The sequence below is a fragment of the Comamonas brasiliensis genome (genome assembly GCF_018292285.1).
Lineage (GTDB): Bacteria > Pseudomonadota > Gammaproteobacteria > Burkholderiales > Burkholderiaceae_C > Comamonas > Comamonas brasiliensis.
In genome coordinates this window covers 321,506-343,860 of sequence record NZ_JAANES010000006.1, presented here as the reverse complement: position 1 = coordinate 343,860, position 22,355 = coordinate 321,506, and the positions used below count along the sequence as shown (strand labels likewise).

General features: G+C 57.1%; 22 protein-coding genes and 1 tRNA gene. 12 read left to right on the top strand and 11 right to left on the bottom strand.

What is annotated here, in order from left to right; translation table 11 throughout:
* Positions 1 to 57: 57 nt before the first annotated feature.
* From DJFAAGMI_RS22430 to DJFAAGMI_RS22420, 3 genes are all read right to left on the bottom strand, one after another.
* On the bottom strand, positions 58 to 966 hold the full coding sequence (locus DJFAAGMI_RS22430) for a nitroreductase family protein (RefSeq protein ID WP_211459273.1): 909 nt from the start codon (positions 964 to 966) through the stop codon (positions 58 to 60).
* 188 nt (positions 967 to 1,154) lie between these two features.
* On the bottom strand, positions 1,155 to 1,439 hold the full coding sequence (locus DJFAAGMI_RS22425; RefSeq protein ID WP_148730015.1) for a hypothetical protein: 285 nt from the start codon (positions 1,437 to 1,439) through the stop codon (positions 1,155 to 1,157).
* 370 nt (positions 1,440 to 1,809) lie between these two features.
* Complete coding sequence (locus DJFAAGMI_RS22420) at positions 1,810 to 2,136, bottom strand: winged helix-turn-helix domain-containing protein (RefSeq protein ID WP_211459270.1); 327 nt, start codon at positions 2,134 to 2,136, stop codon at positions 1,810 to 1,812.
* Between the two features lie 134 nt (positions 2,137 to 2,270).
* Between DJFAAGMI_RS22420 and DJFAAGMI_RS22415 the strand changes: the two genes are divergently transcribed.
* From DJFAAGMI_RS22415 to DJFAAGMI_RS22400, 4 genes are all read left to right on the top strand, one after another.
* Positions 2,271 to 2,567: a hypothetical protein gene (locus DJFAAGMI_RS22415; protein ID WP_211459268.1), complete on the top strand. Its 297-nt coding sequence runs from the start codon at positions 2,271 to 2,273 to the stop codon at positions 2,565 to 2,567.
* Positions 2,568 to 2,922: 355 nt separating this feature from the next.
* A complete protein-coding gene (locus DJFAAGMI_RS22410) occupies positions 2,923 to 3,165 on the top strand; it encodes a hypothetical protein (RefSeq protein WP_211459267.1) in 243 nt (80 codons plus the stop codon).
* Between the two features lie 450 nt (positions 3,166 to 3,615).
* A complete protein-coding gene (locus tag DJFAAGMI_RS22405; protein ID WP_343677445.1) occupies positions 3,616 to 4,329 on the top strand; it encodes a potassium channel family protein in 714 nt (237 codons plus the stop codon).
* Positions 4,330 to 5,196: 867 nt separating this feature from the next.
* Positions 5,197 to 6,966 carry a methyl-accepting chemotaxis protein gene (locus DJFAAGMI_RS22400; protein WP_211459265.1) on the top strand — a complete coding sequence of 590 codons (1,770 nt, stop codon included), beginning with the start codon at positions 5,197 to 5,199 and terminating at the stop codon, positions 6,964 to 6,966.
* Position 6,967: 1 nt separating this feature from the next.
* On the opposite strand, the gene DJFAAGMI_RS22395 is transcribed toward DJFAAGMI_RS22400, so the two are convergent.
* Positions 6,968 to 7,222, bottom strand: coding sequence for a hypothetical protein (locus DJFAAGMI_RS22395; protein WP_211459263.1), 255 nt, complete (start codon positions 7,220 to 7,222; stop codon positions 6,968 to 6,970).
* Positions 7,223 to 8,106: 884 nt separating this feature from the next.
* On the opposite strand from DJFAAGMI_RS22395, the gene DJFAAGMI_RS22390 reads away from it, so the two are divergent.
* Positions 8,107 to 8,289 carry a CsbD family protein gene (locus DJFAAGMI_RS22390; RefSeq protein ID WP_003053637.1) on the top strand — a complete coding sequence of 61 codons (183 nt, stop codon included), beginning with the start codon at positions 8,107 to 8,109 and terminating at the stop codon, positions 8,287 to 8,289.
* Between the two features lie 184 nt (positions 8,290 to 8,473).
* Positions 8,474 to 8,550, top strand: a tRNA-Met gene (locus tag DJFAAGMI_RS22385).
* Positions 8,551 to 9,208: 658 nt separating this feature from the next.
* On the opposite strand, the gene DJFAAGMI_RS22380 is transcribed toward DJFAAGMI_RS22385, so the two are convergent.
* Entirely contained in the window at positions 9,209 to 10,177 is a 969-nt protein-coding gene (locus DJFAAGMI_RS22380) for a Bug family tripartite tricarboxylate transporter substrate binding protein (RefSeq protein WP_043008248.1), read from the bottom strand.
* A gap of 97 nt (positions 10,178 to 10,274) precedes the next feature.
* On the opposite strand from DJFAAGMI_RS22380, the gene DJFAAGMI_RS22375 reads away from it, so the two are divergent.
* A complete protein-coding gene (locus DJFAAGMI_RS22375) occupies positions 10,275 to 11,174 on the top strand; it encodes a LysR family transcriptional regulator (protein WP_211459261.1) in 900 nt (299 codons plus the stop codon).
* Positions 11,175 to 11,291: 117 nt separating this feature from the next.
* On the opposite strand, the gene DJFAAGMI_RS22370 is transcribed toward DJFAAGMI_RS22375, so the two are convergent.
* From DJFAAGMI_RS22370 to DJFAAGMI_RS22360, 3 genes are all read right to left on the bottom strand, one after another.
* Complete coding sequence (locus DJFAAGMI_RS22370) at positions 11,292 to 11,735, bottom strand: type II toxin-antitoxin system RatA family toxin (RefSeq protein ID WP_211459260.1); 444 nt, start codon at positions 11,733 to 11,735, stop codon at positions 11,292 to 11,294.
* A 184-nt stretch (positions 11,736 to 11,919) separates the two neighbouring features.
* Positions 11,920 to 12,768, bottom strand: a complete 849-nt coding sequence (locus DJFAAGMI_RS22365) for a PhzF family phenazine biosynthesis protein (RefSeq protein ID WP_249334703.1) — start codon at positions 12,766 to 12,768, stop codon at positions 11,920 to 11,922.
* A gap of 514 nt (positions 12,769 to 13,282) precedes the next feature.
* Entirely contained in the window at positions 13,283 to 14,224 is a 942-nt protein-coding gene (locus DJFAAGMI_RS22360; RefSeq protein WP_211459259.1) for a LysR family transcriptional regulator, read from the bottom strand.
* Positions 14,225 to 14,364: 140 nt separating this feature from the next.
* On the opposite strand from DJFAAGMI_RS22360, the gene DJFAAGMI_RS22355 reads away from it, so the two are divergent.
* Positions 14,365 to 15,591, top strand: a complete 1,227-nt coding sequence (locus DJFAAGMI_RS22355) for an FAD-dependent monooxygenase (protein WP_211459335.1) — start codon at positions 14,365 to 14,367, stop codon at positions 15,589 to 15,591.
* Between the two features lie 151 nt (positions 15,592 to 15,742).
* On the top strand, positions 15,743 to 16,198 hold the full coding sequence (locus DJFAAGMI_RS22350) for a DUF5990 family protein (RefSeq protein ID WP_211459258.1): 456 nt from the start codon (positions 15,743 to 15,745) through the stop codon (positions 16,196 to 16,198).
* A 115-nt stretch (positions 16,199 to 16,313) separates the two neighbouring features.
* Here the strand turns inward: DJFAAGMI_RS22350 and DJFAAGMI_RS22345 are convergent, their stop codons facing one another.
* Positions 16,314 to 16,826 (bottom strand): MgtC/SapB family protein, encoded by a 513-nt coding sequence (locus DJFAAGMI_RS22345; RefSeq protein ID WP_211459257.1) that lies wholly within the window; start codon positions 16,824 to 16,826, stop codon positions 16,314 to 16,316.
* Between the two features lie 417 nt (positions 16,827 to 17,243).
* Positions 17,244 to 17,495 carry a hypothetical protein gene (locus DJFAAGMI_RS22340; RefSeq protein ID WP_211459256.1) on the bottom strand — a complete coding sequence of 84 codons (252 nt, stop codon included), beginning with the start codon at positions 17,493 to 17,495 and terminating at the stop codon, positions 17,244 to 17,246.
* Between the two features lie 784 nt (positions 17,496 to 18,279).
* Between DJFAAGMI_RS22340 and DJFAAGMI_RS22335 the strand changes: the two genes are divergently transcribed.
* From DJFAAGMI_RS22335 to DJFAAGMI_RS22325, 3 genes are all read left to right on the top strand, one after another.
* The gene (locus DJFAAGMI_RS22335; protein ID WP_211459255.1) at positions 18,280 to 18,582 is read left to right on the top strand and encodes a hypothetical protein; all 303 of its coding nucleotides are present in this window, start codon (positions 18,280 to 18,282) and stop codon (positions 18,580 to 18,582) included.
* 352 nt (positions 18,583 to 18,934) lie between these two features.
* Positions 18,935 to 19,567: a LysE family translocator gene (locus tag DJFAAGMI_RS22330; RefSeq protein WP_211459253.1), complete on the top strand. Its 633-nt coding sequence runs from the start codon at positions 18,935 to 18,937 to the stop codon at positions 19,565 to 19,567.
* Between the two features lie 529 nt (positions 19,568 to 20,096).
* Positions 20,097 to 20,963 carry a hypothetical protein gene (locus DJFAAGMI_RS22325; protein ID WP_211459251.1) on the top strand — a complete coding sequence of 289 codons (867 nt, stop codon included), beginning with the start codon at positions 20,097 to 20,099 and terminating at the stop codon, positions 20,961 to 20,963.
* 435 nt (positions 20,964 to 21,398) lie between these two features.
* On the opposite strand, the gene DJFAAGMI_RS22320 is transcribed toward DJFAAGMI_RS22325, so the two are convergent.
* Positions 21,399 to 22,283 carry a LysR family transcriptional regulator gene (locus tag DJFAAGMI_RS22320; RefSeq protein ID WP_211459249.1) on the bottom strand — a complete coding sequence of 295 codons (885 nt, stop codon included), beginning with the start codon at positions 22,281 to 22,283 and terminating at the stop codon, positions 21,399 to 21,401.
* Positions 22,284 to 22,355 lie beyond the last annotated feature (72 nt).

Genomic DNA, 22,355 nt, shown 5'->3' with positions numbered 1-22,355 from the left:
TTTACTTCGCTTGGAAACCTGTTTGCGGCATGTACTTCCGGGGAAGTTGCACAAAGCTCAGTGGGGCTTTTGCGATCCGGTAACTGCTGTGCTGGGTACTGAATCGCGGCAGTCGTTGTGCTGGACCGGCTCTGGAACGCCCGGGCCCCAGACGGCTCTTACCGCATCGAGCATGGCAGGCTTTCGCGGTGGCGGGGCCACAGCAACACTGCCCAGGCTGATGAATCCAGCCAGATACTCCGTGGAATCGACTCCCAGTTCCGTGCAAAGCAAGGAGTCGAAGCAGCGCTCGCCGCTGAGCATGATGGCGCCGTAGCCGAGCTGATGTGCTGCATTCAGGAGGTTGCCCAGTGCGCAGCCGGCTGCCAGGCATTGCTCACGCTCCGGCACTCGCATGCGCAGCTTGGGCGATATGACGAAAGCCAGCAAGGCCGGGCTGCGCGTGGCGTGCTCGCGGGCACGCTTGACATCCTCGGCGGAAGCCAGAGGGTCGCGCCTGAGCTTCTCCTGTTCAAACAAATCTGCCAGCTTCGCGCGGGAATCGGCGGGAAATACAAGCACACGCCAAGGGTGCAAGCCGCCATGATCTGGTGCGCTAAGTGCAGCTTCGATCATCAGATCAATCTCTTGGCGATCTGGTCCCGGTGCCTCAAGTCGCTTCGGGGAGACGGAGCGTCGCTCCAGGAGAGGGGCAATCGCCTTCCTGCTATTTGAAGCGGCAAATACATGCTTGAGCGTGGAAAGCGCTTCGGACAGGTTTTGTGCCCAGGCAACAACCTTCTCGCCTTCGACCGTGAACCCGCGAAAAACTGCCCCTGTCTTGATCAGGGCACAGCCGTATTCGCGTTCGACGCCTGCCACTGCTTTTTTCAGCTGGGCTGGAGAGAGTTGACACGCAGCGGCTGCTGCCGCCCAGTCCTGCTGCCGATGGAGGGCCAGCAGGTAGGAAATGTGATCTTGCTGCACTAAAGCCCTCTACTCGACATGATCGTTGTGGAATACGAACAGGAATGGGGTGGTCGAACCAGCCCATGAACGGTGATTGGTGCCGGCGGGTTGATCATGTTCTGGCGCATGGAGCGCGCATCTTCCCGAGCTGATGTCTGCCTTCGCAGGGCGATGCTGGCTGGCGCATATCTTTCAGGAGGCAGCATTCAGTCATCAGCCCCTGAATATCGGATCAAAGGACGTAACAGAGGCTTGAGTGGGTCAGGCGTATTGTCCAGCTCGGACAGTGCATCGGCATGCTCATACAAGGCAGCGGCCACGCCGGCAGGGTAGGCCTGATGCCGGCCGGCCACTTCCAGACGTGTGTAGAGCGCCGATGCAATGGCCTTGCGTTGCTCCGGTCGGTCGAGGTGAAGTCCCCATATGGACTCCTCCAGCAGTATTTCCAGCACCTGCAGTCGCTCTTCGAGGCTGAGTTTTTCGCTGCCCATATGGATCTCAATTCACGTAAGCGCAAGGGTTCGGGAGGCAGGAGCAACGGAGTGCAGAACAAGTCGCTGCACGCCCGGTAGATGCAATCTGCCAGGTCGGCTCTCGTTATATCTCAGTATATATTACGAAGAATTGAGCTTTGCTCCCAATGCCGGGATGAAGACCTGTGACCTGGCTTGCTACCGGGGCCGCCGAGCATGGTTCGATGGGTTCAGTGTCCTGTTGCCGCGCTGCATGGGCGGCACTGTGCGGTGAAGTTCATGCTGAAGTGATCGAGCCCAATGCAATGAGCGCATGCTTTGCATGCGGCCCATTTGGGCTCTGCACGATAACGCGGCATGCCGGCGACGGTGTTGCCAGCCAGCCAGCCTAGCTGCTGCGGACCATGGCGACCAGTTGGTCCAGATCGGCCTCGCAGGCCTTGAGAGCACGCTGCTCGATGCGCCGATACAAGGCGATGACCTGATGGCCTGTTTCGGTGAGCGCGGTACCGCCGCCATGAGAGCCGCCGGTTGATGTGACCACCGCAGGGGTCTTCAGCGCCTGATTGATGCCATCGACCAGCAGCCAGGCCCGTCGATAGGACATGCCCAGGGATTTGGCCGCCGCAGCAATGGATTTTGTGTCGTTGATGGCTTCAAGGAGCTCGATCTTTCCGGGGCCAATGGCAATGATGTCATCTGCCATCACACGCATGCGAAGCTTCACCACTGGTGCAGCAAGATTGGAGCTTGAGGGTGTGTGGGACATGTGGTTTGAAATCGAGAAGCGTGAAGTGACTGGACACGCAGTCTAACCATGCCGCCTAAGTGGGGCTATGGCGGCGCACCATGAATGATCGGGATGGGATGCATCTGCGCAAATTCCTGCCGAAAAGAGGGGCGTGCGACGACTCATTTTTCAAGGCGTCGGAGACTCGTCAGAGTGGCTGTCTTCGGGTGAACTTGAAAGAGCATCTCGGGAGTCTGCCTTGCTGTTCGGCGCAGGCGAAGCCAATCTTCGCCGCATTGGTCAGTCATGCTGGAGCAACTGCGCGCGCGACGCTTGGCTTCAACAGTGCCTTGGTGGAGCAGACAGCGAATCTGCACTCGCCGCAAGGCCATGGACTTCAAAAAGTGAGCGTGTAGCGCATGGCCAGAAAAGACTTCAGGTACTTTTTATAGTGAAATTTATATAAGCAGTACGTGAGAAGCTCACTTTTTAACGAGAGTAGCCAGGCACAAAACCTGAGATCACAACTGGCTTTTTGCATGGCATGCCTCGTTTGACCGCCAGATGAGAAGCATGTGTCTGAACACTCTCGATCAAGGTGGGAAGAACCATGAAGCTGGGCCGGCACAAATATCGCTGAACAGTTCAATGCGCTGATTTAGGGGGAGACGCATGGCTGCGTTGACTTAAGTCAGCAAGCATTCAACAGGGGCGACGACTTCCCGCTAAAAATATTACGCTGGTTCACTCACACTCTTCAGGAAGCGTCTTGTGTCAAAAATCACAGTGGAAAAATATGTGGCCGGAACCTTGGAAAACAGCTTTGGAGTGCCTCTGTTCGCGGTGAATATTCTGGCTCAGCTTCTGCCTGCTTCCGCCAGCAAAGAGCTTGCAGGTCGGGGCATAGACCTTCAGGCCATTCTCAATGCCAAACAACAGGGCACGTCCTATCGATCTTCGGTTGAGGTGACGGAGGATGGCGTAGAAAAAACGGTGGTCATTACCGTTGCATAGGGCTCAGCGCTTGCACCGGCAGCTTGCCATGAACCCTCCTTCAGGGTGCCAGGGTGGCTTTATTCCTGGATAAAGCACGCCTCAGTCACCGCCTCGGCCAACCCTGCTTTTCATGTGCATCATGGCGTCTGTTCAGCAAGACTGGCATCCCCGGCCGCAACTGGGCAAGACTGAAGGAATCCGCAGTGCGTAACGCATTACCATCTCTGAGCGGTCATGGCGCATTCCACCCACGGCACGCCATGAGTTTGCCTCGTGAGTCTGGACATTTGCAGGCCATCCTCTTGTTTGAGTCGGGCGTGAAAGATATGCGAGCTTGGGTGTGCCAGGCTCAATCCGTCTCCAGAGATCTCAAAGCAGCGGGAGATCCTGGCGCTGTGAAACGGGTCTTGGCTGGCCGACGTTCGCTTGCACCGATGATCGAGCTTTCCGTTATCAAGGTCTGATGTGGTGACATCTTCAGTTTCAGAGTCGACAGCACTCCCTGTTTCTCCTGAGAGCGGCTGGCGCTTCACGTTTGCTCATGTGTTGAACATTCTGAGCATGTGCGCAGCCTTACTGCTGATCGTCAGCATTTCACTGGAGGCCTTTTCCGGTCAGGTCTTTGTGGCGGGAACAGTGTATGAACGCATCCAGCTGTGGGTCTGTCTGTACTTTCTGCTCGACTTCTTTTTGCTGATGCTGTTGGCGCCTAAAAAGATGCGTTTTCTCTTGCGCCACTTTTTGCTGGTGCTGCTGTCGATTCCTTATCTGAGCCTGATTCAGCTGTTCTCACTGTCGTTCTCGGCTGAAGTTCTGTATGTGCTGAAGTTCCTGCCCATCATGCGTGGCGGGGCCGCCCTGGTGGTACTGGTCAAAATGGTGGTTGCCAACAGGATCACGGGGCTCTTTGTAGCGTACCTGGTGAGTTTTTTCTCCGTGGTTTACTTCCAGACGCTGATCTTTTTTGTTTTTGAGAACGGAGTGAACCCCTTGGTAAAGACCTACTACGACGCGCTGTGGTGGGCTTCCATGACGGTCACCACCGTGGGCTCCAACATCGTCCCCGAGACAACTCTGGGCAAAGTCTGCACTGCGCTGCTGGCTACATGTGGAATGACGATCTTTCCCATATTCACGGTCTACATCACCTCCCTGGTGCAGCGTATGAACCAAAGCCGATAGCGCATTTGTCCTGTCGGTGAGGAGCAAGGCGCGGGGGCAGTTTCAGGCCAGCGCAGGCATGGCCAGACCGTTCGTGTGCGAGGGAAGGAGTAGCCCTGTGCTCCGGTGCTGCACCCAGGCATCTCGCACGATGCATCTGTCTCATTGATGGAATGAAGGCGCTGTCCATGCACGCCGGTTAGCTCAAGCCAGAGCCACTGGCATTCCTCATTCCTCATTCCTCATTCCTCATTCCTCATTCCTCATTCCTCATTCCTTGGTGCCGGGCCGACTGTGGCTTCGCCAAACGGCGCGTCTTGCTTTATGGCCGCTCAGGATGATGCACACCCGGGGCGTCTTGAGTCTCGAGCAGGTTCCAACCTCTATGGGCAAATGATGAACCCCGCTCAGGGCCGGGTTCCGAGGTACTGCCTGGTGGCTTGCGGCCGCTTATCGGAGAAGGCGATCTTGATTCTGGCCGGGCTGTGTAGCTGCTCCCAGTTCCATGTGTGGTGACATGGTGCTTGCATATCCAGTCATCACATGGCTCTGCGTACGGGGCAGCCGGTATCGGCAGCGAGGCGACGGCTGGGCCTGCCTCGGTCTGCTGGAGCGCTGCGCCTTCTTCATCTGATTCCCCTTTTTCGAGGGGCTCAACAGGTCTTTGTGCTCAAGGGCCGGCTGCCGCCTTGGCGTGAGTTGATGAGTTGCAAGCCACATCCTGCGCCTGACATTGCCTGAAACGGGAAAGAGCCCACCGTCACCATGGACGGTTGCTGTATCACCTATGAGACAAGATGTACTATCTCTATTTAGTTACAAAAGATACATAAAGACACGTTATTTTAAGTAACGTAGATTGTTTTTTCTTGTCAATAAAGGATGGCTATGGGCTTTTTGAAAGATATGAAACTGAGCAGCATGCTTGCCTTTGGATTTGCAACTGTGATCTTGATTGCCTTCCTGGTCGCCGCTTATGCTCGGCTTCAGCTGGTACAGGTCGGCGAGGAAGTCCAGGTGCTTTCGCAGGAGCGTGTGGCCAATATGCTGCTGTTGCAGGAGTTGCGAGACGATATCGGCCTTATCGAGCGCCAGGTGCGCAACCTGGCCCTGCTGACAGACCCAGCTCAGGTGGCCGAAGAACACGCCCGCTACACCAGTGTGCGCAAGCACGCTGCGGGAGTGATTGAGCGACTGCGTACCAACCTGAAATCGGCGGAGTTGCGTGTCCACATGCAAAAAGTGGAGCAATTGCGTCCCGCCTACATTGCGGCCCTGGACAAGTCGGCACAGATGGGCCTGGACAATGATCAGGAGGGCGCACGCGACGTGATCCTGGGCGAGCAGCGTCAGCTGCAGCGCCAGTATCTCGAAGCCCTGGATGAAATGATCGCCTACCAGCGGCGAATGACCTCCGAAACAGCCGAGTCCTCAGCCAAGGATGTGATGGCTGCCAGTGCCGCCTTGCTTGTTATGTCCCTGCTTTCGGCTGTATTGGGGGTGACGGTGGCCTGGGCTATCACGCGCCGTGTCAAGGGGCAGCTTGGCGGCGAGCCGGCTTATGCCGTGCAGATCGCGCAACAAGTGGCTCAGGGCAATTTGGCCGTGAATGTGGAGCGCCGCGCGGGCGACGAAACCAGTGTGCTGGCTGCCATGGACCAGATGCGCGGCCGTTTGGCTCAGATCGTGGGCGAGGTGCGGGCCAGCAGCGAATCCATCGCAACAGGTGCAAACCAGATTGCGACAGGCAACACAGACCTGAGCCAGCGTACCGAAGAGCAAGCGTCCAACCTTGAGGAGACTGCGGCGTCGATGGAAGAGATGAATTCCACGGTGCGCCAGAATGCCGACACCGTGCGCACGGCCGCTCAGCTCGCAAATGCCGCCAGCTCGACGGCAGGCCGTGGTGGTGAGGTGGTGCGTCAGGTCGTGCGCACCATGGAAGACATCACCGCCAGTTCGCGCCGCATCAGCGACATCATCGGTGTCATCGACTCCATTGCCTTTCAGACCAATATTCTGGCCCTCAATGCCGCAGTGGAAGCGGCCCGTGCCGGTGAGCAGGGGCGTGGTTTTGCCGTGGTCGCCAGTGAGGTTCGCACCCTGGCCCATCGCTCGGCACAGGCTGCCAAGGAAATCAAGGATCTGATCGGAGAAAGCGTGTCCAAAGTTGACGCCGGCGCCCATCAGGTGGATCAGGCTGGCACAACCATGCGGGAAGTCGTCGAGCAGGCTAGGCGCGTCGCCGAACTCCTGGACGAGGTGGGTGCGGCCACGCAAGAGCAGGTGCAGGGCATCTCTCAGGTCAATGTTGCAGTGAACCAGTTGGACCAGGTCACGCAGCAGAATGCGGCCCTGGTAGAGGAATCCTCTGCCGCTGCCGACAGTCTCAGCAGCCAGGCAGCGCGTCTGGTCGAGCTGGTCAGGGTCTTTCGTTTGGGTGGGGCAGTCACTGACACTGCGGTTCCCGTTCGCCCAGGCGCGTCCGTGACGGTGACGCCGCAACAGGCGAAGGCACTCGCTGCTTCAGCTCGTACATCCGCCATCCCACGCGTTGTCACCAAGGCCACGATGCTGGCGCCCGCCGCGGCACCTGTTCGGGCGCCCAAGGAACCCGTAGCGTTGAGCGGTTCATTGGACGACTGGGAGAGGTTCTGACTCACGGGTTGACCTGGGCTGGCTGAAGGCCAAGGAGCGGCCAAGGAGTGCAGCAAGGCGCCTTGTTCCTGGTTTTCAGTTCTGGTTCAGGGCCTGGCTCGAAGGAGAAGCTCGCCGACAGCTCCTGGGTGATCAGCAAAGCCCGGCAAAGATGGACAGGCCTTTTCGGCACCGTGCCGATCCAGCCGGCGCGGCCCGGTTTGGCCGCGTCCTTGAACTCCCGTTTCTCCTTCTTGCCTTTGGCGCGATGTGTCATGAATCGCTTCGAGGCGCATATCTATCAAGAGCAAGCAACCATCTCTATGACCCAGGCTGTGCTGCAAGGGCCATGAGTTGTTGGTGGTTGCGAGTGGCGTGCGTGGAATTTCATTGGGACAAGGAAAAAGCCCGCGAGCGGCTGCTGCGGGCTTGAATAGAGCGCCGACGACCTTGCGGGTCATGCCTGGGGAAATTGGTTGAGGGAGGGAGGGCCCAGGCTCGGCAAAACTGTTGGATTGCGTCGAATTCTGCTTGAGGCCTTTGGGGCAAACAAGACGAGTTCGGCTTACCTAAAAGTGGTGATGTGTTGTCTGGCATGGCCACCGTCGCTCACGATGCGGAATCTGCTCCGCGCTCTCAATCGGCGGTCGCCTTGGCGCACTCCTAAGCGACTCACCTGCACCAGTCGTCAGGCAGGATGGCTCCACTCAGCTTTGCGCAGGCGCGCCACAGTTGCCGCATGCTGGCTAATTGCTCACGTTTTTCGTCTTCAAGGTGAGTGCCATCTTTGGTTGATAAAAAAAGCGCCTCTTTGGAGGCGCTTTGCCGAGCGATTGACTGGATCAGCGCTGCTGCTGCTTGAAATCCAAGCCTTTCTGTACAGCATCTCGCATGCGCTGGTCCCGCTCGTCGCCAGAAACAGGCTTGCTGAGGCGGTCCTCAATTTTCACTTTGGACTCAGGGAATGCAGGAAGCTCTGAGCGAGTGGCAGCGCCTTTACCCGCTGGAACTTTTGTTTGGAATTGCCGTTGTGAGCAATTGATAACGTGTAAGGGTATCTACCACATAGATGCCCAAGCTAGTCCCACGGCAGTCAACCTTCACAGCGTTTACCTTTGAACCAAGGCCGCAGTTCGTGGCCTTGTTCATAAGGAGAACATCATGAATACTGATCAAGTCAAGGGCACGTTGAAGGACGCAGCAGGTAAGGTTCAGCAGAAGTTTGGTGAACTCGTTGACAGCCCCGAGCAGGAAGCCAAGGGCATCGCAAAACAGGTTCAAGGCACTGCCCAGAAGAAAGCCGGTGACTTGAAGGAAGCGATTCACGACGCGGCCAAAAAGTAAGCTTCTCAGGTTGCAATGAACACAGCTCGCTTGGTACGCCAGCGGGCTGTGTTCATTCTCTGGTCAAGGTGTAGGCCACTGAATAAAGATTCATGCTGTAAATTTATACATATGTGCTAGAATACGCCGGTCGGGGAAAGAAGCTGGCGCCTAGGAATGGTGGTCGGCCCCCGACGCGGAATATCGCGAGGTGGAGCAGTCTGGTAGCTCGTCGGGCTCATAACCCGAAGGTCGTTGGTTCAAATCCGGCCCTCGCAACCACTCAAAGCCCTGATCGGAAACGGTCGGGGCTTTTTGCCATCTGGCTGTCATATCTCGAGCAAAAGATGCGTGTCGCTGGGTTCAGGCTGAAGCACTGAAAGATGGCTTGACCCCTGGCGCTAATTCCCAAGCCTTGGTCATCATGCCGAGGCTTCTTTGTTGCTCCGGTGCGCTTGCAGGTGCGGCTGTCGGTACTCGGTTTGACGGGATGCGTCGAGGCTTCTGAGCGACATCCGCGGCCAGCGCTGGTTCATGTCCAAGAACGCGTGATGCCTGGTCATCATTGAAGAGCGAGGCGCACCGCCGTCGCCAGGGTGGCACCGGGTGAACGGGTGCTGGCGCTGGGAGCGAGACTAGTGGGTTTGGCATAAAGGCCACTGGGTGGCGAGCGCAGTCCCTCCCATGCCGCAGGGCATCGTCGAAAACAGACCGCAGGCACCGAGCCCGACCCACTATTGGGTTCCTGGTCACTGGATATGGCGTGGAGAGGTGGGCAACTGGTTCTGGATCAAGGGCCAGTGGCACCAGCATCGAAGCTACCCAGTTCCGCAAGCTGCCTTGCGACGGAACTGAGCGGCAGCCTCTGAGTTCAGTGGCCGACTCCGCTGACCCATTGTTTGCGATGGGCCTTGGCAATCTCGGTCGGCTGGCAGCTCAGTCAATCTGCCGTGATTTTTCGTTCACGGATGATACGACTCCACTTTTCATTCTCTGTCGAAATGAATTTGGCTAGTTCTTCACGTGAGGTAGGGGCTGCAGTTTGACCGTGCTTGAGCAGGTTCGCCCGCACGTCAGGCGCATTCAGCACCTTTACGAGTTCAATGTTCCATCTGTCCAGCAATGGCTTGGGTGTTTTTCCAGGCGCGACGAACGCATACCAATTGGTGGCATTGAAGCCGGGATAGGACTCTGCAACGGTGGGTACATTGGGCAGGTAGGCCGGGCGTGTCAGGCCGGTGGTCGCCAGCGGAATGAGCTTGCCGGACTCGATATGCGGCAGTGCCGTAGGCGGCGCGGCGTAGAAAGAGCTCACGCGTCCTCCCAACACGTCCTGCAAAGCCGGTGCTCCGCCCTTGTAGGGAATGTGAACCGTATCGATCTTGGCAATGTCGTTCAGCAATTCTCCCGCCAGGTGAGCTGCAGAGCCGGGGCCCGTGGAGGCAAAGTCCAACTTGCCCGGTTCGCGTTTGGCCGCGGCGACAAACTCCCCCAAGGTCTTGATGCCTTTGCTTGCAGGCACGACAAGAACATTGGGAAAGGTCACGCCCATGGTGATGGGGGCGAGATCTTTGAGAGGGTCGTAGCTCACTTTCATGAAGTGAGGTGAGATGCTCAAGGGGCCGATGGAGCCAAACAACAAGACGGAGCCATCGGTGGCCCCATGAGCGACCTGGGCATGTGCCAGGTTGCCGCCTGCGCCAGGTTTGTTATCTACGACCACGCTTTGGCCGATGTTTTCGCCGAGTTTCTTGGCAATGATGCGGGCCGCGATGTCCGCCGAGCCACCGGCGGCAAAGCCGACCACCATGGTGACAGGCCGTTTGGGCGGGAATTCCTGGGCGTAGGCGCCGGCAAGCGGCAGGCAGGCTGCCAATGCGGCAGCCAGGACGAGAGGGCGTCTTTGCATGTTGTCTCCTGGTCGAGTCGTAATCAACTCTGTGCAAGCAGCCATCGTAAATTTCAGAGACTATTCTGTGAATTGCAAGATATAGGTAGACTATTGCATGCTGCGCATCAAATTCGATATCTCCGAGTTACAGGCCTTCGTAGCCACTGCTGAAAATTCAAGCTTTCGCATCGCTGCAGAGCGTCTTTGCCTATCAGCGCCGGCGTTGAGCCGAAGAATTGAGCGCCTGGAAGACGCTTTGGGAACCAGGCTGCTTGAGCGCACAACCAGACACGTTCAGCTGACCGCAATTGGCCAAGAGTTCCTCACTGAAGCGCGCGCTGCGCTAGAGGGGCTTGAGACTGCAGTGCAGCGGGTTAACGATCAGACCCTACCTCGTCGGGGATCGGTGACAGTGGCTTGCATCCCATCGGTTGCAAACCATCTCCTGCCGAATGCACTGCGTGCCTTTGCTGCCGAGTACCCGGAAGTTCAAGTCCATGTCATTGATGAGAATGCAAGCCATGTCCTGGATGCCGTAGTACGAGGTCGAGCAGATTTCGGCGTGAGCTTTACTGGAAGCCAGGAGCCCGGAATCCAATTCGAGACCTGGACGCGTGAGCGATACGTGCTGGCGATGCTGCACAGTCATGCATGGGCATGTCGCTCAGAGATTGCATGGACCGAGCTCGCCGGAGAGCGCCTCGTATCGGTATCGCATCAGAGCAGTAACCGCCTGCTATTGGACCAAGTCATGGCAGGCTTGCCGGATCAGCCAATGGCCTGGTATGAATGCAACCACGTCACCGGTGCACTCGCTCTTGTAGAGGCAGGGTTGGGCATGGCAGCCATTCCGCAGCTTGCACTGCCAGAGAATCATCCGAAGATCCGTGGTGTGCCGCTGACCGAGCCTCAGTTGTGGCGCACTTTAGGCTTGATAAAGAAGCGAGGGCGTGTGCTTAGTCCTGCCGCTGAATCTCTGAAGACTCGCTTGCTCGCTGCCCATGTGGATCTCTGAATCTCCATGCTGTTGATTTCCATCCGGAAGAGATGCGTCAGGCCCAAACACACGGGCCTGCAATTTGCCAGAAACTCTCAAAAGTGGGGATACTGGAGGACGTCAAATGGGGGCTACTCATAAAGCTTGGGCCCACTTCGTGAACGCATCCAAACGGCGCTGCATATCTCTTCGGTAGAACACAGCGATCAATGGTTCAACGATCCATCCTAGAAGAGCAGGACGGGCCTTGAAGTTGTAGATAAAGCGAACTTCCGTCTTTCCGTCCTGTAGCGGTTTAAAGCGCCACGTCCCACCGAAATTGCTGAGGATCCATGGCCCCTTGGTCATTTGGACCGCGGCGTGCGTAGGGGGAGAAAACGCTATGTACTTCGATTCAATGACTGAGCCACTTCGATTCTTGCAATAAGACATGATGCCAACCGCCGCAGTTTCATGGCCCCCAATGAGGTATGCCTCGCAAAGATATCTATCCCATTCGAGTCTGCGTGTGTAGTCCTGAGAAAGCCAGAAGAGCACTGCAGCTGGCTTTGCGATGATGGAGGAAACGAAGACGCGCATATTCAGAGGGACAGTTCAATTCAGACGAACGCTGTCGCTGGCGATGCCTTCCAATATTTGAGTGGGCTTGAGCTTGGAATTCAGTCCCGGCGGTGGCTTCTGAGCGCGAGCAGAAGTTGGAGATCAACTGCTTCAACCTATGACTACAGGCGAGTTGTCAAGTCGCCACTCCAAACTGGCGCACCTAGATAGTGATCGTGCCTGTCAAATAACGAGCACAGTGACCGGCCACTTTGACGTTTGAATCGGTCACCTCGCAAAACAGGGTGCCTGTGCGCTGTGATGCCTGGTGCGCAATCAGGACCTTCTTATGGAGTTTCTCGGACCAGTATGGAGCAAGTGCTGCGTGTATGGAGCCGGTAACCGGATCTTCATCACCGCCGTTTGCCGGCCAGAAATAGCGGCTGACAAAATCGTAGGGCGCACCAACATCCGCAGGTGCCGTAACCACCACGTCCAATGGGCCCAAAGATTGGAGCAGTTCCAGGTTGGGTTTGACCGACCGGACGCTGGCTTCGGACGTATAGACAGCCATATAAGCCTGTTGATTCACCCAGACATTGTCGGGCGAGGGGCTTAGACCCTTAAGCAGGGCAGCAGGAACTTCGCTCAAGTGGCGCGCATCTCGGCGTGGGAAAGTCATGACGATGCGTCCCGTGTCCTCTTGTGTAGCGGTGACGTTGCCGACTGCCGCGGCCCAGAATGTGATGTTGCGTAGCTCTGGGTCAGGTTCAAAGAGAACAAAGGCGCTGGCTAGCGTTGCATGGCCACAGAATGCGATTTCCTTGAGCGGAGAGAACCACCGGATCTCATAGGCATTTCGCTCAGCGCTCCAAACCAGGAAGGAAGTTTCGGAGAGGTTGTTTTCCGTCGCGATGGCCTGAAGTGTGGGTGCCGCGAGCCAATCTTCGAGCAAGACAACTGCAGCCTGGTTGCCTTTGAACTGCACGGATGTGAATGCGTCAACGATGTGGATGGGAAGTTGCATGGTGAACGGGCCGATGAGGCGATTTGGGTGATCTGCTTGGTGCATGAACTTGCAACTGCGCTTGCTGACCCGCACTGCATCATTCCTGCGCCCAGCATGATAGTCGGGCCAGGCGAGGCCACTGTCGGCCGTCAATGGCGCTGGATGAAGCCGGTCATCAATTCCTTTGCCGAGGGGGCTGTGAACTCTCGGTACGTTGCCCCTGCAGATAGCTGCGCGAAGCTGGTTCATCACGCTACCGGCATCGTGGCACGTCGCTCCACACATCGGAACGGAACTCTAAACATCGAGGAGGCCATTCATTGCTGGCTGCACTAATCCGCAATGAAAGCTTGTTCAACCAGGCTCTCGAGCGCTGTATTGCGAACGTCTGCTGTTGGCCGCCAGTATCACTTTTTGCCCGCCACCAATAGCAGCCTTTGAGCAATTGGCTGATGCCGGTCGAGTGACCGTTGTCGTGGAGCGGATCAAGCTCACCAAGCCCGCCAAAAGCCGACTTGAGAAACACATAACGAGCGACTGCCTGCACTTCGAAGGACTCCGCTTCGAGGCCGCGACCCTAGACCGTTCCACAAGGTCTGAGGTCAAGGGCAGGGTTTGCCAAGACAGCCAGGCGCACTTGTATCAGTTCCAGCAGCGCCCTGACACGCCCCGTCACGGAATGGCGATGGCTGTATGCCCCCAGCAATTGCAAAGGTGCAGGACTGAGGTCCAGTGGTACTTCCTGCAATCGGCCCGCAGCAAGGTCTTCCTGGCAAGGATAGGCCGCCACAATCGCGAATCCTATGCCTTGCCGTGCGCCAGCCACGGCCAGTTCTCCGCTGTTGACGCGGTAGCGGCTGCGGACCGGTACCTTGACGATTTCGCCCGCAGCATCCTGAAACTGCCAGGGCTGGCCCTTCAGTGCACTGAGGGTGGTGATGCAGGGCAGAGACTTCAGTTCGCGCACATGGCGTGGCATGCCGGTCCTGGCCAGCAAGGAGGGGGCGGCAACCACGATGCTGAGCAGTGTGGCCAGTTCGCGGGTGATGAAAGCGCTGTCCTCCTGATGGCCTCGGTGGAAGACGATGCAGAGATCAACGTCCTCTCGAAGCACCTCCAGTCCTGTCATCCGGGTATCGCATTCGAGCTCGATGCCTGGATGGAGGCTGCAGAATTCGGCGAGGATGGGAGCAAGCAGTCTTGGTGCCTCCCCGGGCATGCATATCTTCAGAGGGCCACGCAGTTCTCGCTGTACCGCAGCAAGCTCATCCTGCGTGGCAAGCAGCGTGTCAAGCAAGGGCTTTGCGCGTTCGTAGAGCAGTCGGCCGGTTTCCGTCATGCGCAGATGGCGGGTGCTTCGCTCCAGCAGGCGTGTGCCAAGTCTGCGCTCCAAGGCGGCAACGTGGCGGCTGACGTTGGACGATGGCATGGCCAAAAGACGTGATGCGCCGGCAAAGCTCTGCTCATCAACAACTGCCGCATAGACACGGACAGTATTCAGATCAAGTGCATCGCGCATTGATTATCCCGATTCAGGTATGAAAACGTTCCATTTTTGCATGCTAGTTCTCTGCAGTGGCGAAATCTAAGATGCTCTTTTGCCCGATGTGAGGAGGTGGGGCGTGCACCGGGCACTGTATGAACAAGGAGATCTTCAGCGTGGAAATTGGAATACTTGGCGGCGGCATTGCGGGCCTGAGCGTGGCATTGGCTTTGCGCAAGCAGGGTCACAACCCTAGGGTCTATGAGCGCCGTGCGGAGCCGGCAACCATGGGGGCCGGCGTGACGCTCTGGCCCAATGCCAGCTTTGTGCTGGAAGAACTGGGACTGCAGCAAGACATCGAGGCCATCGGCGGTCGACCGCTGACCATGCGTCGCCAGGATGCTGCGGGAAATCCCCTGGGGGGTCTCGATATCGGCTTGCTTGACCGGACGATGGGATACCCAACCTACACGGTGCTGCGCAGGCACTTGCAGGAGGTGTTGCTGGACCATGCGGCACGGGCGGGGATTCCTGTGGAGTTCGGCCGCCGGGCAGTGGCCATTGAGCTGGATGCCCATGGCAACGCCGTGGCGCATTTCGAAAATGGCGCGAGCATCCGCCCGGATCTGCTCATTGGCGCCGACGGCCGCATGGAGTCGGTGGCGCGCAAGTTTGTCGCGGGTGACAACACACCTGTCTACCAGGGCTTCGTTAACTGGATCGGCGTGGCGCAAGCGCCGCATGCGCTGGTGGACGACATTTCGATTCAGGATTTCTGGGGGGCGGGCGAGCGCTTTGGTTGCGTGCCAATTCGACCCGAGCTGGTGTATTGGGCTGCGGCGCAGGCGCGGCCCCTCTATGAGGCCAAGCCCACTGCAGATATGCGCAACGAGGTCGAGAAGCTGTTCGCGCAATGGTCTGAGCCGGTCTCGGCAATCATCCGTGCCACGCCCGAAAATGCCATTCGGCTGATTGCGGTGCATGACCTGGAGCCGCTGCATACATGGAGTCGATCGAATGTGCTGCTGGTCGGGGATGCCGCACACGCGCCCTTGCCGACGTCGGGGCAAGGCGCCTGTCAGGCGCTCGAGGACGCATGGCATCTGGCCCGGTGCCTGGATGGTGCGAGCGGAGACCTGGAAGAGACCTTCCAGGCGTTTACGAACATTCGCGCTCCTAAAACCACAAGGCTGGCGGAGCAGGGCCGGATCTTCGCACGCGGCTTGTTCGCCATGGATCCTGAAACCTGTCGCATTCGCAACGAAAGAGCCAAGGCGTCCGATCCTGTGCTTGACGTGCAGATTCTGGCAGCCGGATGGGGACAAGGGCTACCGATGCTGGATGGCGCTGATAGCACATCAGCGGAGGGAAGCGGCGTTGGCAGCCTGTACCGCATTGAATGACGGGTGTCCGTTATGCAACTGGGCGTGCTGCAGTTCGGCAAGCGTTATCCGGACGGCCCGCTCCAACTGGCAGCTTCATTACGTCCTTACGCATGTACAGTAAGAGCCTTTGAAGACCGTTGAAATCCAGCAGTGAAAGCAGTTTGTCGTCATGAGCAAAGCAAACTCCGCACAGTCCGTTCGTATACGAATACTGGTGGTCGATACCCCACCTGAAGTTTGGTTCGCAGTGCAGCGCGGGAAGTCGGACTTGCTCGATCCATTGGACGGCCAGCAAGAGTCTCTTCGATTCGAGTTCTCGCTTCGCTTGGGATCACCCCTCGCAACGGGCGCAGTCAATTTCCTGGGTGAGTTCGCGCAGGGCCCTTCTTCCGAACGTTTCGTTTACATCAATTCCGGCACTCTTGCGGGGCAGGTTGGCTCGCCCTGGACTCGTCGCGCCAAGCTGAAGCTGGCGTCTATTCCCCAGGAAGTCGTTGACGCCGTGCTCTCCTCTGGAGGAGTCATTGAGGCACGCGTTCAAGGGACGATGGGAGACGGCGGCCCTGTTTGCGCTTCGCTGAAGCCGCATGCAGTCGTCTGGGCGGTAGCAAACGATGCGGCCTAGCCTTCGATCAATCTGCTCGTGCATGCTTTCTCCAGAATGAGAAAAATCCGCTATTGCGGGCTGTGAGTGTTGGTGGCTGGCGAGGCCGATGTTCGACCTGCGCCTCCTTTGGAGACTAGTCTGGTTTTGTTGTCTGTTTGGATTGGCTGTTTTTTGTCAGCATGGGAATCACGCTCAGGATAAGAAGCGCAAAGATTGTGCTGATGACTGCTGTTGCCTCTTCACCGAGTCCTGCACATACGCCGATGGCAGCCGTGAGCCAAAGTCCGGCAGCAGTAGTCAGGCCCTTTACATGAGGAGCTGAATTCTCACCATCAGATTTAAGGATCGCCCCGGCGCCGAGAAAGCCGACGCCAGTGATGACCCCTTGCACTACTCGTGCAGCATTCGCTGTATCCACACCAGACTGCAGCGACACCAGCACGACCAAAGATGATCCCATTGCCACCAGCATATGGGTGCGCAAGCCAGCAGCTTTTCCGTTGGCCTCACGTTGCCAGCCGAGGAGCCCACCCAGGACGGCCGCCAGAAACAGGCGAACCACGATTCTTGTCGCTTGGGCAGCGTCTGGGACATCTGAAAACTCACTGGCAATGGTGCTGGTGATGGTGTTGAGCGTGTCATTCATTGATGGGTCCTTTGATCGGTGCACAACCGGCGATGAAACGAAGTGCAGGCAAGCATGCAAAGCCATTTTTGTCGGGCTGTAGAAATTGAGGAGTAGGTAGAGGTCTCCAGAAAGCAAAAAAGCCCGCTCAGTGGCGGGCTAAGGGATTGGATGGTTTGTGTTGTTTGCCAAAGGTTTACGCAGCAGGAATGGGCGCTTTACACCGAGGCAATAAAACGGACTCTGCGGAATCAGCCGCGCAGTACAGGAGACCCGGATGCCTTACATCGCAAATTTCTTTGGTGTGCAGCTGATTGCGCTTGTTGTCCTGTATGTCTGGTACAAGCTATCCACGCGTTGAGCGGGTCGGTTGAGTACAGGTCGGTTTCAGAAAGCCAAAGCCCGCTCAGTGGCGGGCATGTACCAGCAACGAAAAGGCTAGATGCGTGCTCTGACTGCTTGTGAATACTTTTCAAGTTGGTCGAGCAGGTGCTCATACAGCGCATCAGTTGCCATTGAGTTCAATACATCTGCCTTCACTGATTCGGCGCGCTGATGGAAGTTGGTTTGCAAAGTGCTCAATTGTTTGTCATCTAGCGTTTTGATCAGTGCAACGAGGAGCGCTTCCTGCGCCAAAAGTTGTCCTTTCATCGCTCTCATTTGAGTACTTTGGTTTCCGAGAAACTCCATTCGATCCTTCTTAATTCGTGATTTGCATCAAGGATCGGGAATTATGGTGAGCGCAACTGTCTTGAAGTTGACACTCTCCCTTTGTTGGGTGACACAAAAGTTGCCATGACGTGTGCAAAGACTGCTGAGGTTGATCCAGTGTTCACGCCGCCATCTTTTTCATCTCCTGCAAGTGGACGTCCAGCCGACCCGTCTTGATGGCCATCTTCTTGCATTGCTGGGCAGCCTCTTGAAGGATGTAGGACTTGCTACGCACTGCAGTGCGCTTGGCAGTGCGAAGCCATGCAGCCTCATCAAACGCTCCGGCCCTTTGCCGCCTGCCTTCCGAAGCCTCTCATGTGCCTGCTTTGCCTCGTCCAGCAGACCGGGCGCGATACCTGAGATTCACCAGCCCTTGTGCATAGACGCAGCATCTGCTTGGCGGCCAGGCGCTCAAGCTCCGCTCCTTGGGCACGCATGGCTGGCATTTGAGTGGCAGAAATAGGATCGCCGTTGTGGTTCACAAAAGTCAGGCTCATGGAGGTCTCCAAAGAAAAAACTGCTCAATGGCGGGCCATTCAGATTTAAAAGTTGGCGGTTGGGGCCACTGAAAATTGCGGCTTAAGCGTTGCGGCTCCCGTCATGGATAACGCGCTGCTTGTTGTGGGCTGGGGTGATGCGGTACCTTACAGGTTGGGTCGATTGCGCCGACATGGTAGGTCTGATCGCTTTGCTCCTTCAGGAGCGAGATTTTGCTCAGACTGCCGTGGATCTCAACGCGCAGGTTCCCAACTAGGAGCTGGCCATGGAAACGATTGAGCAAATGGCTGAAAGACACATACGCGAGTCCGAAGCTGATCTGATTCATATCGATGTGTTGATGAAGCGTGCACAGAAGATGAGTGCAAACGCCGCAGATCAAGCAGAAGCCGAGATGCTTTTAGTGCAGGCCGCCAAGCAGCGCGCAAAGCTAGATCAACATTTGACAGCCCTAAGAAGCCAGCAAGAGTCTGACCACGAGAAGCTGGCCGAGGAAGGGGCGCGCTTCAGAGAGGCGCTTGGGAAAATACGGTCGAATCTCGAAGTAATGCTAGCTTCCTGGCTGTGATTGCGCAGTGCTCGCGCTGACAGACTGTGACTTACACGATGTCGGCGGCTATCGGTCGTGCGGTAGCCCTTGAGCGGCATAGCTCCAGAAAAAAACCACCGAATTGGTGGCGGATGGGGATAGGTGGGTGCTGAAGTCGCGGCAGCACTTTCAGGCATTGCAAAGTCTTGTCATCCAGCCACTCGGCATGCATGCTCAAGCAGGCGAACTCATCGCGCTGGTTCTGGGCGATGGTCTGGGGCTCATCGGCCTGGGCACCCGGAACGGCAAGCCAGACCCAGGCAGATGGCAACGATCAAGATCAGGGCTTCGGACTGATATATTGAAATGCAACAACACTTAAGAAACCATCATGCCCGGCTTTGAAAACTGGATTGCCTTCGGCCTTATTTCCCTTGGTATGGTCCTCACTCCAGGACCAAACATGGTCTATTTGATTTCCCGCTCGATATGCCAGGGACGTACCGCCGGGCTTATTTCCCTAGGCGGAGTTGCTCTCGGTTTCGTGTTCTACATGATGTGCGCGGCACTGGGCATTACGGCAATCGTCATGGCGGTTCCGTATGCCTACGACGCGTTGCGCATTGGCGGGGCTCTGTACCTGATCTATCTGGCATGGCAAGCCGTAAAGCCAGGCGGCCGCTCTCCGTTCGAAGTCAAGAATCTTCCGCAGGACGGCCCAAAGAAGCTGTTCCTTATGGGGTTCCTAACCAACCTTCTCAACCCGAAGATCGCCGTCATGTACCTGTCGCTGCTGCCTCAATTCATCACCCCTGAACATGGCAGCGTGCTCTTTCAGTCCTTGGTTCTGGGCTTCACCCAGATTGTGATCAGCGTGAGTGTGAACGCCACCATCGCCATGCTTGCAGGATCGATAGCAGTGTTTCTCTCCGGTCGGCCGACGTGGATCTTGGCCCAGCGATGGTTGATGGGAACGGTCCTTGCTGGCCTGGCCGTTCGTATGTTGACCGAAGCAAAAAAGTAGCAATTTGACGAGCCACCTTAGGTCGTATTGCGACCGCCACAGATCGGCCTAAAGTGGACTGCGAAGTGAAGGGCAAGCAGTCACATGAAGCACCTTTCACTTCATCCGACTGGCAACCGCAAGGTGACACTTTCCTCGATGCGCTCATTTTGAAAATGACTCATACCGCAGGCAACACACGTATCAATTTATGTTTAGGGCTCACCCACGTTGCCCAAACATCAAGTCAACTCCAGCAGTCAACTCATTGACTGGTAGCCGCCGCAAAGCATTGCGCGCGTCAACAAGGGCCGAGTAGCCGTGAGCTCAATATGTGGGCTGGCTCATGGAACGTGTTCGTTTCCTTTGGCTACTTTTAGCCCGACTTCATGGACTAAAGTCAATCCTTTAGCTGATTATCGAGAGTCAACTGAGGGTCGGCCTGAGCCGGTGCTGCCAGCTAGAAGCAGTCACCTCCGACCATTGCCATGCCTCGATTCGTATTGATCCAAGTGAAAAAATCATTGAACCCTTCATTGAGGGATACCGCATGAAAGCGTTTATCCCATTCTGCATTGCCTCGCTGTGCTCCGTAGTATCTGCTCAGACCAGCGTGCCCTCGGGCCGCATAATCCCGACTCCCATCTACGGCGTCACCGTGGACGATGTGAGCAGGCTTGGCGACATCACGCGCAGTCTATCGTCGCTGGCCTACCGGCCTACCACGCGCATCGTCTTCGATGAGTTCGTGAACCCGGACTATTACCGCAAGCCAGCAGTGGAAATCTCCAAAGTTTCCTATGTGATGGGTGAGATATTGGACTCGTACTACGTCAAGCAGTACAGCGTGGATGGATACATTCAACGGACTAATCAATACCTCAATGCGTTGTCCGATGTAGTGGATATTTGGGAAGTAGCCAACGAGGTCAACGGCGAGTGGCTGGGGGCCAATGCCGATGTGGTGGCGAAGATGACCAACGCCTACAACATCGTGAAGGCACAGAACAAGGCGGCCGCGATCACGCTCTACTACAACCAGGGCTGCTGGTCTCAATCCTCCAATGAAATGTTCAAGTGGGCGGAGGCCAATGTCCCTGCCTATATGAAGCAGGGTCTGGATTACGTCTGGATTTCCTACTATGAGGATGACTGCAATGGGCTCAAGCCCAACTGGCAGCAGGTGTTTGACAAGCTGCGCGTGATGTTCCCCAATTCCAAGATCGGGTTTGGGGAAGTGGGTACCTCACGCAAGACCAAGAAGGCCGAGTACCTGACCCGCTATTACACGATGAAGATCACTACCCCGAATTACGTGGGCGGTCACTTCTGGTGGTACTTCAGGCAGGACATGGTGCCCGTCACCAAGGAGCTGTGGACTACCCTGAATGCGGCGATCAAGGCGGAGCCCCGGTAGGTCGGTGAAGCCTCCTCGTTTTCCTGTGCCACCTGAAACAGAGGGTGGGGAAACGTTTGACACGACACGCGACAGGGGGAATGCGGCCTAGCGATTCATGTGGGCGATGGTGGCTGTAGCGATGCAGTCAGCCATCGGTCATCGAGTGCACTTCCTGCAACGATTCAAAGACATAGCAGTCGATCACCCCCGTTTTTGCAGGTGCGGTTGAAATGGGTGTACCGGCAACATTGATCATCTGTGCCAAATGCTCACTATTAGTGCGCCGACAGTTTCGATCAAGGGTTGACGGAGAAGATGATCATCCCTGGCTAACGAGGTCGTGCCCTGGCAGGCTCCTTTCACAGCCGCTGTGCACCTCCAGGCGACAGCTATAGAGGAAGCGGCGACCAGCATGCCGCCAACGAGAGGTGCAAGAGGGTCAGGCGGGTGCTCTCAAACTGCCATACCTCGCGCTGCCATGAACTGCTGCCCCACAGCCGTGACCACCTCGGCGCGGGCCGCCGTGCGCAGTTGCACCAGGGCGATCTGGCGGCTTTCGGCTGCCTGGGGAATGGGCACTACCCGCAGCTGCGGGTTCCTGTCCCAGGCATGTCTGGCCAGAAGAGGCAGCATGGCCACGCCCATGCCGTCGCTCACGAGTTCCACGATAGTCTCGATCGAATTCAGCTCCATGAACTCCTGGGGCTTGGCGCGCAGTCGGCGCAGCGTGCGTTCGACCAGTTCGCCCGTATGTTCGGTACGGTCAAACCGTATGAACGGATAGCGCTCCACCATGGTTTCAGGATCGGCCAACCGGGAGGAACGCGAGGTCAGCAGCACCATGGGCTCGGCGTACAGCGGTGTCCAGACCAGGGACGGGCGCTTGAGGGCCGGGTCATGGACGACGACGGCAGCATCGAGTTCATGATTTTCCACCTGGGCAATCAGCCGGTTGGACTTTCCCGATACCACATGCAGGTCCACAGCAGGGTGGTGGCGCTTGAGCTCCAGCGTGGCACGCACCAGCTCGCTCAGCGCCGAGACGATGGAGCCGAACTGCACGGTGCCGGCCAGCGGCGCGTTTGCCTGGGTGCCATGCTTGGCCTGCTCGTATAGCGCTACCAGCTGCGTGGCTATGGGCATCAGCGCCCGCCCCTGCTCGTTGAGCGCCACCTGCTTGCCCGCACGGGTGAAGAGCTTGCGCTTGAGGTCGGCTTCCAAGGTGCGCATCTGCAGACCCACGGCGACCTGGGTCAGGCCCACGCGATGTCCGGCAGCCGTGAACGAGCCTTCGGTGCAGACGGCCAGAAAAGTGCGAAGAATCCGCAGGCTTGACATAAATGGTTTTCTTTCAAGAGACGGAAGAAAGTCCAGCTTTCACAAAGTTCTTTCTATCATCAAAATTCTTGT